Source organism: Synechococcus sp. R3-13 (assembly GCF_047462195.1).
Lineage (GTDB): Bacteria > Cyanobacteriota > Cyanobacteriia > Thermostichales > Thermostichaceae > Thermostichus.
Genome location: NZ_JANSIO010000297.1, coordinates 6,382 through 16,600, shown reverse-complemented (window position 1 = coordinate 16,600; position 10,219 = coordinate 6,382). Strand labels below are relative to the sequence as shown.

Annotated in this window: 7 protein-coding genes; 4 read left to right on the top strand and 3 right to left on the bottom strand. The window is 60.7% G+C overall.

Annotation, left to right across the window (positions count from 1 at the left end):
• Window positions 1-297 precede the first annotated feature (297 nt).
• Window positions 298-519, bottom strand: coding sequence for a high light inducible protein (locus NW856_RS09310; RefSeq protein ID WP_414328818.1), 222 nt, complete (start codon window positions 517-519; stop codon window positions 298-300).
• Window positions 520-715: 196 nt separating this feature from the next.
• On the opposite strand from NW856_RS09310, the gene NW856_RS09305 reads away from it, so the two are divergent.
• Entirely contained in the window at window positions 716-1,198 is a 483-nt protein-coding gene (locus NW856_RS09305) for a pyridoxamine 5'-phosphate oxidase family protein (protein ID WP_414399942.1), read from the top strand.
• Window positions 1,199-1,265: 67 nt separating this feature from the next.
• On the opposite strand, the gene NW856_RS09300 is transcribed toward NW856_RS09305, so the two are convergent.
• Window positions 1,266-2,204 carry an alpha/beta fold hydrolase gene (locus NW856_RS09300; protein ID WP_414399941.1) on the bottom strand — a complete coding sequence of 313 codons (939 nt, stop codon included), beginning with the start codon at window positions 2,202-2,204 and terminating at the stop codon, window positions 1,266-1,268.
• A 267-nt stretch (window positions 2,205-2,471) separates the two neighbouring features.
• On the opposite strand from NW856_RS09300, the gene NW856_RS09295 reads away from it, so the two are divergent.
• The 3 genes from NW856_RS09295 to NW856_RS09285 all read left to right on the top strand — a co-directional run bounded on the left by NW856_RS09295 (window position 2,472) and on the right by NW856_RS09285 (window position 9,139).
• Entirely contained in the window at window positions 2,472-4,793 is a 2,322-nt protein-coding gene (locus tag NW856_RS09295; protein WP_414399940.1) for a spermidine synthase, read from the top strand.
• Between the two features lie 145 nt (window positions 4,794-4,938).
• Complete coding sequence (locus tag NW856_RS09290) at window positions 4,939-5,562, top strand: NADPH-dependent FMN reductase (RefSeq protein ID WP_414399939.1); 624 nt, start codon at window positions 4,939-4,941, stop codon at window positions 5,560-5,562.
• A gap of 610 nt (window positions 5,563-6,172) precedes the next feature.
• Complete coding sequence (locus NW856_RS09285; RefSeq protein WP_414399938.1) at window positions 6,173-9,139, top strand: GAF domain-containing protein; 2,967 nt, start codon at window positions 6,173-6,175, stop codon at window positions 9,137-9,139.
• A gap of 32 nt (window positions 9,140-9,171) precedes the next feature.
• Here NW856_RS09285 and NW856_RS09280 read toward each other — a convergent pair whose 3' ends face one another.
• Window positions 9,172-10,155 carry an energy-coupling factor transporter transmembrane component T family protein gene (locus NW856_RS09280; RefSeq protein ID WP_414399937.1) on the bottom strand — a complete coding sequence of 328 codons (984 nt, stop codon included), beginning with the start codon at window positions 10,153-10,155 and terminating at the stop codon, window positions 9,172-9,174.
• Between the last annotated feature and the right edge of the window lie 64 nt (window positions 10,156-10,219).

Below are 10,219 nucleotides of genomic sequence, written 5' to 3'. Positions count from 1 at the left end.
CTGCTCGCAGAGGGTTCTTGCGTAGGCTCCCCAATGAAGCGAGAAGCCCACACTGTACCCGTAGGGTCAGTGATGGGAGTATGTCACTTCCCCCAGAGCTTAGGGTACATTTCAAACGGTAGCTGGGGTCTAGAAACATAAACCTAACCACCCGCTCTCTGCACACTCGCACAACTGCCTAGCGTTTGCACATCAGGTTGTAGAGAACTGTGCAGCAAAGTGAGGACTCCGTCCCACTATCGCGAACAGTCAATCGGCGATTAGAGACAGCCCTCTTCCTAGGAAGCGTTCTTTGGCTTATCGGCCCAGGGATTGCAGCCAGCCGAGCAGGGTGGTACCGGACAGAGCTTCAAACAGGATCAGGGCAACAAAGCCGATCATCGCCAAACGCCCGTTCAAGCGCTCTGCATAGTCGGTGAAGCCCACGCGGGGGGTGCTGTCCACATACATTTCCGGCTCGATGGCGTAGTTGTTCAGCCGACCACCTTCTTCGACGACAACGGAGCGATATCGGGTCATAGGGTTCTCCTTGTGCTTTCTTCACCAGCGTAGCTCGCTTTGCGTAGGATTGTAAAGTTTTATTTACAACGTTAATGCCCAACGCTCCGAGCTGCCGGGCAGAGTTCAACCAGGCCAGGAACAGCCTGTAAGCAGGGTTGTGGCTCTTGTCCCAGTACAGGGGAGCTGATAATAGCAAGGGGACTGGAGGACAACCATGTCGGTGCTGGAACAGTTAAATATGCTGCTGGATGGCCAGCCGGTGGCCAGCTTGGCGGTGCTGGAGCAGGGATCCCCGGCGGTGTCGTTGGTGCCTTTTGTGGTGCAGCGGGATCCCTTGCGCTTTGCCATTGTCATCAGCGATCTTTCTGGCCACACCCAGGCTTTGCGGGCGGATCCCCGTGCCAGCCTGCTCATCCACGAGCCGCCCACCCCAGGGGATCCCCGCAGTAACCACGCCCTGCCGCGGGTGATGGTGAGCGGAGAAGCCCAGTTTCTCAGCCGCGAGGAGGCGCAGGCGCAGGGGTTTGAGGCCCTTTATCGCGCCAAGTACGAGATTGCCGAGATGATCCTGGGCTTGGCGGATTTTCACTTCTGTCAGATCGTCCCCAAAACTGGTAGCTTCATCCAGGGGTTTGGCCAGGCATTCCGGCTGAGGGGCCCCAACCTGGATCAACTGGAGCACCTTGGTCGGGCGTAGATTATGAGAATTCCAAGGGCAGCCCGCGCCATCCTTGAGCCCAGGGAAGCTCTTGCTGCGCCGCTTCCTAGCTCCCCTCTTCTGGGGGGAGAGAATGGAGTCCTTTCTCAGGTTTTCGGGTGGGATCCCGGATCCAATCCAAAAGCAGCGGGTTGACCAGCTCGGGGGCTTCATCCTGGGGGCAATGGCCAACCCCCGGCAACGGGATGAACCCCACCACGCAAGGAAACTCTGCCAGGGCCCGCCCCAGAGCAATGGGTTCCCAGGGATCCGCTTCCCCCCACAAGATCAAGACGGGACAGGTGAGCTGAGGCAAGAGATCTTCAGCCAAAGGCCCCTGAGAATAGCGCACAAAGGCCAAAAAGACCTCTGCCGCCCCCGGCTCCAAAGCGGGTTTGAGCAAAAGCTGGATCAGCTCCTCGGTAACCGCTTCTTTGCGCCCGTAGGCTTGGAGGAGGATATTGCGAATGGCCCTAGCCTGGGCCACCTGAGCAAAGAAGAAACGACCAAAGGGGGGCCACCCCAGCAGGGATTGCAGCAAAGGGGTAAACTGGCGGCGCAGCCAGGAGACCTGGCCCCGTTTCCGCTCGTGCAATAGCCGCAGCGAGGGATCCAACATCGCTACCCCTAAAACCTGGGCTGGATCCAGAACCGCCGCCTGCAAAGCCACGATGCCCCCAATCGAGTTGCCCACCAGATAGACTGGCTGGCCCACCACCTCTCGGACAAAGTCTGCCACCAGGGATCCCCAGGTCTCGAAGGTGTAGGGCAAAGGGGATCCCGGCAGAGGCTTGGCGGATCCCCCAAACCCCAACAAATCGACCGCATACACCTGACAGTGCTGCCCCAGCTCCGGCAAATTTTTCCGCCAATGGTCGCTGCTGGCCCCAAAGCCATGGATGAGCAACACGGCTGGGCCTGTGGATCCCGACTGTTGGTAGCGAATGGGCTGGTCACGCCAGAGCCAGCGATGCTCTGTGTTCGCGTTGGCGCTGCATGGCAACATGGGGGTGCAGTGTAGTTTGAGTCAGCGTTGCGATCCTAACCGTTCGCGACAGCGAGACAAAGTCCTTGTGATTGGGGCAACTGAGAGTACTGGCGGAGGGTGGCCCCCTTCCACCCGTTGGCGCACTTGAATCGAGGAACAAGGATCGGCCTTCCTCTGAGTTGGGTGATCCCAAGGGGCACCACCAAGCGGCTACAACATCCCATCTCAAGCTTCCGGGAGAAAGTGGGGAATACTGGCAGTTGAGGGTTTTGCGGTGGGTCGGCTTTGGTTTGGCTAGTTGGCCTCAGCTTGTTTGGTAGCGCTTTTTGCCTCTTCTGGGGACAGTTGTTGGTGGGCAAGTTGCTGCTGCCGCTGTGGGGGGGATCCCCCCTGGTGTGGAATACCTGCCTGGCCTTTTTTCAGGCCACCCTGCTTTTGGGCTACCTGTGGGCAGATCGGCTGGGGCGCGGCCTCAATCCCAGGATGGGGGTGCTGATCCACGGGATCTTGCTGCTGGTCGGGCTGAGGCTTCTGCCCTTTCAGCTGGGGATCCCCGGCCAACCGAAAGAAGTGTGGCCCCCTCTCGCTCTGTTGGCAAACTTGACTTTGGGAGCTGGGGTGCCGCTGTTTCTCCTGTCGGCGACGACGCCGTTGCTGCAACGGGGGTTGGCGGCAAGAGGGGTCGCGGGGCAACGGGAGGCTTTGGATCCCTATTTTCTCTATGTGGCCAGCAATGCCGGCAGCTTGGGCGGGCTGCTGGGGTACCCGCTGGTGTTGGAGCCCCGCCTGTCTTTGGCTGGGCAAACTCACCTGTGGACGGGATCCTACGCGCTGGTGGCAGCCCTGGTGCTGCTGAGCGGGGTGGGTCTGCTGCTCAGTCGCAACAGCGTTGCGGAGCAACAAGAACGCGGGGCGGATTCCCAGGGATCCAGCGCTGCTCTGGGGAATTGGGCTGTTTCCTGGCGAGAGCGTTGGCGCTGGGCGGGTCTGGCTTTTTTGCCGGCGGGCCTGTTGGTGGCGGTCACCACCTTGTTGACCACCGACGTGGCGGCAGTGCCCCTGTTGTGGGCCATTCCTCTGGGGATCTATCTGCTGACACTCATGCTGGCTTTCGGGGGGATCCACCCCAATGAGTGGGTTTTGGGAACGACAGCTCTTCTGGCCTGCGGGGCGGTGGGGGTACAGGTCTTGGGCTGGGTGAGGCCCGGTTTTTTGCTTCTGCCGCTGCATCTGATCACCTTTGGGCTGGTGAGCTGGGGCTGCCACAGCCGGTTAGCTTGCCGTCGCCCGCCGGTGAAGCAGTTGACGCAGTTTTACCTGTGGCTGGCTTTGGGGGGGAGTTTGGGGGGAATGTTCTCTGCCCTCTTGGCACCGCAGGTGTTCGAGACGGTGCTGGAATATCCCCTGTTGCTGGGGATGTCGCTGGCCGTGCTGGGGGCGCAGGGGGGGCGGGTGGGCCTGTGGCTGGGGCTGGGGCTGCTCCTGCCTTTGCTGCTGTTGCACTTTCAACCGCAGGCGTTGCTGCAGGTGGGCGCTGGGGTGGGTTTGGCGTTGGGCTGGGCGGTGCTGGCGCTGTTGGTGTCAGGGGAGAGCCGTTCACAGCAGCAGAGCGGAGCCCCTGGCTGGCAGGCCAAGGTCGGTTGGGTGGGAGCAATGGCGGGGTTGGTTGTGCTGCTGGGGCAACCCTGGCTGCAGCCGGGACTGCAGGTGATCCACAGCGAGCGCAGCGCCTTCGGCCTCAACCGGATCGTGGAATACCAAACTGAGCAGGGATCCTTTCGTGGCCTTCTGCACGGCACCACTCTACACGGCAGCCAAAACTTGGACCCGGAAAAAGCGCTGGAGCCGCTGACCTATTTCGCTCGGCCTGGGCCCGTTGGGCAGGTGTTTGCGGCGTTCAGAGCCCAGACTGTGGATCCCATGCCCGCCATTGCGGTGTTGGGGCTGGGGATCGGCACGTTGGCCGCCTATGCCGAGCCAGGGGATGAGTGGACGTTTTTCGAGTTGGATCCCACCGTGGCCGATTGGGCGGGGCGCTATTTTTCCTATCTCCGGTGGGCCCAGACGCGGGCGCGGGTGCAGGTCATCCTCGGCGATGCCCGGCTCAGCCTCAAGGGGATCCCAGAGGGCAGCTATGACCTGATGGTGATGGACGCCTTCAGCTCTGACGCGGTGCCGGTGCATTTGCTCACGCAAGAGGCTTTGGCCCTCTACCTGAGCAAGCTCAAGCCCCAGGGCTGGCTGCTCTTCAACATCACCAACCGCCACCTCGACTTGGCCCCGCTGTTGGCCGGCCTGGCCGGATCCCTGCAGCTTCACGCTTGGCACCAAGACCACCGGGATCTCTCCCCTGAGCAACGCCAGGCGGGGCTGGCCCCTTCCCACTGGGTGCTGTTATCGCCGCGCGACGCTTCGACGACCGCCTCAGCAGGGCAGAGCCCTTTGGCCCAAAACTCTGGAGTCCTGCAGGAACTGGATCCCTGGCAGCCCCTTTTGCCCCAGGCCGGGGATCCCGTCTGGCGGGATGACTTTTCCAACCTGCTGCAGGTGATCCGCTGGCCTTGGATCCCTTTGCCGAGAGGTATCCAGATCCCCAGTTCTGGATAGGAATCCGGCTGCTATCGCTACGCGACCCTTCGGCAAACGTGTTAGCGTTGCGGAGCAGAAAAGTTAAGGAAATCTTTACAACTCGGAGTTGGTATGAGTTATGATTGTTTGCAACGTAACTGATGTCTGCTCGGGAGTCCGGCCCATGTCTCCTCTACAAGCCCTCACTGGCAATCCTCAAACCACCATGGCTGAAACCTCTGCGGCTCGTTTCGTGGCAATCGGGGGCAGCCTGCGGCCCAATTCCTTAACGTACCAGGCGCTGGAGGTGGCGCGGCGCGAGTTTGAGAAGTTGGGGATCCCGTTGCACATCCTCGATCTGCGGCAGATGAAGTTACCCTTTGTGGATGGCTCGGAGTCCTATGCGGATTATCCCGATGTGGCAGTCCTACGAGCAACCATGAAGCGGGCGGATGGGATCATCCTAGCCAGCCCGGAGTACCACGGCGGCATCAGCGGCAGCCTGAAAAATGCCCTGGATCTGTTGAGTTTTGAGCAACTGGAGGGTAAGGTCTTTGGGTTAATCAGCGTTTTGGGCGGCGAGAGCAACAGCAATACCCTGAACCAGATGCGCTTGATTGTGCGTTGGGTGCATGGCTGGGTGATCCCAGAGCAAATCGCCATCGGTCGGGCTTGGAACGCTTTTGACGAGCAAGGCAATCTCAAAGATGAGAAGCTAAAACAGCGCTTTCAACACTTTGTCCAGAGCTTGGTGACCCATACTCACAAGCTGCGCGGGATCCCAGTTGTGAAGCCTTCCCACAATTAACCCCAAATTAATTACTTAATCACTTACCAAAAAACTGGGTCTAAAGCCCCGCGCTTTAGGGCGGCTGTGTGCTATGCTGCCCGCAGCGGCAGGGTAATCAACCGCTCTATTCGCGTAAGCGGGCCGTAGGCCTTAAGCCCAACAGTCTCACGACTGGATGCAACCTCAATAGGTTTTTTAGTTGTTGTTCGCAACGGTACCTAAGGGCATAAGGATTCTGTCCCGCTGGCGCGAGAGGAAACCGCCCTGCGCTTGCATCAGTGGCGCGTAGCGCTTGGGGGAACGCCTGGGGAGATGAGCACCGCTGTTGTGGAGGGGCAACCCAACACGGCAAGTTGTCGCAGAACCAGGAACCGGAATCCCCTGCCTTTAGGCGGGGGAGCATGTCAAAGACTTCGGCTGCCCCTATTGCTACCCAGCCTTTCATCTGGGGGCTATAGTTGTTTCAAACAGCAACAAGTCCGGGCTCGCTTCTCCTCGCTTTTTTGTGTCAGTGTTGCCCAGTAACAAGGAAGCAGGGAGACGAGAAGGCTCATAACAGAGACGAGCTGAAGTCTGGCTGATACGGCATTGGCTTGCAGAGGAACCTGCGGAATAGATCCACACAGGTATGGTTCAGTCTGTTCCCCCTTATTCTTCGGATAGAGCTGGGTCAATATCTCCCCTGGTGGCCCTGCAAGCGACATTGCAACAGATGCGAGAGCAAACGGATGCCAATGGGCTGATTCAGCTCACCCTCGACTATGTCGGGGCGGTGTTTGGGGCGCCGCTGATCTGGCTGGCCTTTTACGATTATCAAAATCACCAGTTGGTGGGCCAGGGGGGAGTGACCCTTCTTGAGGATCAAACCCTACTGCGGGCGGTGCATCCTCTACAGCCGGGGGAGATCCTGGAGCAGGTGGTGATCGAGCAGCGACCGATCAGCCTGCCCGACCTCTCTCAGGAGCCGCGCATGGGCATTTGGCAGCGGGAGGCCAGGCGACTGGGCGGGATCCAGGGCTGTTTCATTTATCCCTTCTCGGCCTACGGCCCGCTGTCGCGAACGGCAGTAGGACGGCGGCGCTGCTTGGGGATCCTGATGTTGGGATCCCAAATGTGGGGGGTTACCACCCATGAGGACGAAAAGGCTCTCTTGGGAATTTTGCTGGGGCAGTTGGCAGCCTCTCTGCAGGAGTTGGAAAACGCTTGGCAGCAGCAGACCGAAAAGCGCCTTGAGGATCCACTCCTGAGGTTGGGAACGGCGATGCGCCAGGCGGGATCCCTGCAGGAACGGGTCAGCTGGGTGAAGCAAGAGCTACAGTCTTTCCTGGGCGCCGTCCACATTCAGGTGTATTGGCACGAGCGCGGCCAGGGGCAGTTCGTCCCCCATGGAAGCGCCCCCAAAGCTGTTGGCAACAGCGGGGGGACGGAGTCCTCTCAGCCCCCTGTTCCCAAAGGGGCTAAAGTCGGAGCAGGGCCAACAGGGGAGGTCAGCCTTTCGCTGCGGGAATTGGGGGACATGTACTACACCCTCGCCGATGGCCAGGTGGTGGTGGGCGGCACAGGGACGACTCGCTCTGAGGTTCCCCCCAAGCTGATGCAGCAGTTGCGGGCCCAGGCCGTTTTGGCGGCCCCGATTTTGCTGGAAAAGGATCTGCTGGGGTTTATCTGGGTGCAATCGGATGTGCCCCGTACCTGGCAAGCCGCTGAGCGACAGTTGGTAGCTACTGCCGCCAATGGGTTGGCCTTGGCTGCCCCCCTAGAAAATCTGGATCGCCGCATTCGCCAGTTGGCCGATGACCAAGAGTTTGTGCAACAGGTGGGCCGCTCGCTTTACAACCCGGCGGAGCTGCAACAGGCTCTCCAGCAAGCCGTTGTCGGCCTGGCCCAGCGCCTGAAAGTCGGTGCAGTGGCCGTGTTGACGGTGGATCCCGACAGCCCCATCCCCCGCCTCTTCTACGAGTACCGCAGGGAAGGCAAGCAGACTTTGCCACAGCAGCTCAGCCCTCTGAGCGACCAGGACTGGCAGGATCTCATGCGCAGCGAGGTGGTCGTGGCAGAAAACTACGACCAAGATCTGCGCCTGCTCTCTTGGCGGCAGGAACTGGCAGGGGTTCGTTCCTTGATGCTGACCCACACCGGGGTCGGCGGTACCGCCACCACACCTGTGGAAGGGCTGCTCTTGGTGTTGCATCCCCAGCTACGGACCTGGAGCCGGGAAGAGCGGCAACTGCTGCGGGGGATCGCCCAACAGGTGGGGGTGATCCTGCGGCAAATTCGGTCAGAACAACGCCGGCAACGACAAGAGCAGTTGCTCAAGGGCCTGATCACCACTTGTTTAACCTTGCAAAACTCGGCCACCTTGTCAGATCTGTACACCACCACCGTCCGACAGACGGCCCAATTGCTGGGGATCCCTCTGGCGCTCATGGTTAGTTGGCAGCCGGGGGAGAGCCGGGCTCAGCTCCAGCCATCTTTTGCTGCCGGGACGGAGACCGGCCCCACCGAGATCGATCTGCAAGATCCCCTACTGGCCTACGCGCTGCAGTCAGCAGAACCTCTGCCGCTCACCCAGGAGCAGATCCCCCCTGCCAGCCGCACTTGGCTCAGTCGCGTCAGCGGTGCGGAGCACTTTGCTGCCGGCCTGGGATCCTGGCTGCTGGTCAACACTGTCCCAACGGAATCTCAGGCGGGAGCTTTGGGAGTTTTGATCTTGGGGGCAGAAGCGGGCAAGGTTTGGGATCCCGACGAGCGGGCGGCTGTGATGCTGATCGCCCAGACCTGCGGCTGGACGCTGCGGCGCTTGCTCTGGATGCAAACTTTGCAAGAGCGGCAGGAGGTGCTCAGGGAGTTGAACTGGTACAAGCACCGCCGCCTGCTGGATATGCAGAATGCCCTTCTGGACAGCCTGCACCGCCTGGGTCAGGTGCCGGAGATCCCCGGAGACGAAGCCACCCGCTGGCAAAAGGTGGTGGAGATCGGCAGAGGGCTGCGGGATCTGACCGTCTCCACAGGGCCGTTGTTGCAGTCGGAAACTTGGCAGGTGCAGCCGCAGTTGCGGTCGGTGCCCTTGGCAACCTTGGTGCGCAAAAGCCTGCGCCGGGTGGAGGGCCTGACCCAAAAACGCAAGCTGTGGCCGCGGGCCCATGGGGACATGAGCATTGCCGTCCAGGGGGATCCCGAACGACTGGAGATGGTGCTCTGGGAGGTGTTGACAGCCGCTGGTTTGCGCAGCCCGGAAGGGGGGCGGCTGGATCTGTGGAGCCAAGCCAGCGTTCGCGACAGCGGTGCGGAGCACTTTGGGTATGCAGAGCTGCTGGTGGTGGATCAGGGCAGCTTCGACCCTCACCTGATGGCCGCCCTTCAGTTGGGGCCAGAGCAGGTGATCTACGCAGATCCTCTGCTCAAGTCGCCTCTATCGGTAAGTCCTGGTTTGGAACTCAGCCTGTGTCAACGGGTGGTGCAGCGGATGGGGGGCCAGCTCTCCTTTTACCTCTCTTCCGATGGGCGTTGTGTCTCTCGGCTGCTCCTGCCGATGGGCAGCGACGAGCCCCATCGCGTTCGCGACAGCGGTGCGGAGCACTTTCCCCCCAGGTAGGAAAAGGCTTTGGCCCATCCTTGCCGGTCACCTCAGTGGGACAAGGTTCTGAGCAGCCAAAACAGGGGCAATAGGGCCAGTAAACCGCGATCCAGCCGCCGCAGTTGTAGGCGGTGCCAGCGCAGGGGATGGTCTGGGCCGATCAGCCCACGGGCTTGCATCGCCATGGCCGTCTGTTCCGCACGCAGGAGCAAGTTTTCAAAAAAGCGCTCCACCAAAGCCAGCAGGGTTTGCATCCCGCCCCGGAAACTCAGGGATCCCCAGCGCACATCCCGAGTTCGCACCGCCCGCGTCAAGTTTTGCACCTCTTCCATCACCAGAGGCAGAAAGCGTAGCGCCAAGGTGAGGGTGAGAATCACTTCGGCAATCGGCCAGCTCCAACGTCGGAGAGGCTGCAACAATTGGCCGATCCCTTCGGCAATTTCTTCGGGGGCCGTGGTCAACAAAAACAAATGGGTGGCGTAGAGCAACGTAAAAATGAGGGTGCCCAGCCGCAGCGCCACCGATAGAGAACGGCGGGAGACCTGAAAGGTTCGCCCCAACAGGGAAAATTGAACAAGGCGGTAGCGGTAAGGGGGTTGCCAAGCACGGGTTTGCTCCCGCCAGGCACGGTCTGGGGATCCCTGTTCTACGGCCAAGTCGAAGTGCCCTGCACCGCTAACGGGAACAGCGGGGATCCCGGTCAGCCCATAGCCCACCACCTGCATATCCTGCCGTTGCGGCTGCGGGAAAACCCCCAATCCATCCGGCGCCAAGCTGGTGATCCCAAAGGTGAGCAGGCTCAGGGCCAGCACCAGGGAGAGTTGGCCCGACCAAACCCGGCGCGGCAGACGGGCCGCCACAGTTAGCAGCAGAAGAGCCACCACCACAGCCAAGCGCCAACCATTGCCGGCCAGAATGGGGCTGAGGAGAAAGCTAAGCAGCCAGGCCAGCTTGACTCGCGGATCCAGGCGATGTAGCCAGGTGCGAGGCTCTTCCAGATAAATCCCCAGCGGGGCATTGCGCAGAATATCCACAACAGTTGAGAAGGAAGCAGACTATACCCCTTAAAAGGGCGGGACCGAGAACTCCGTCCCCGTA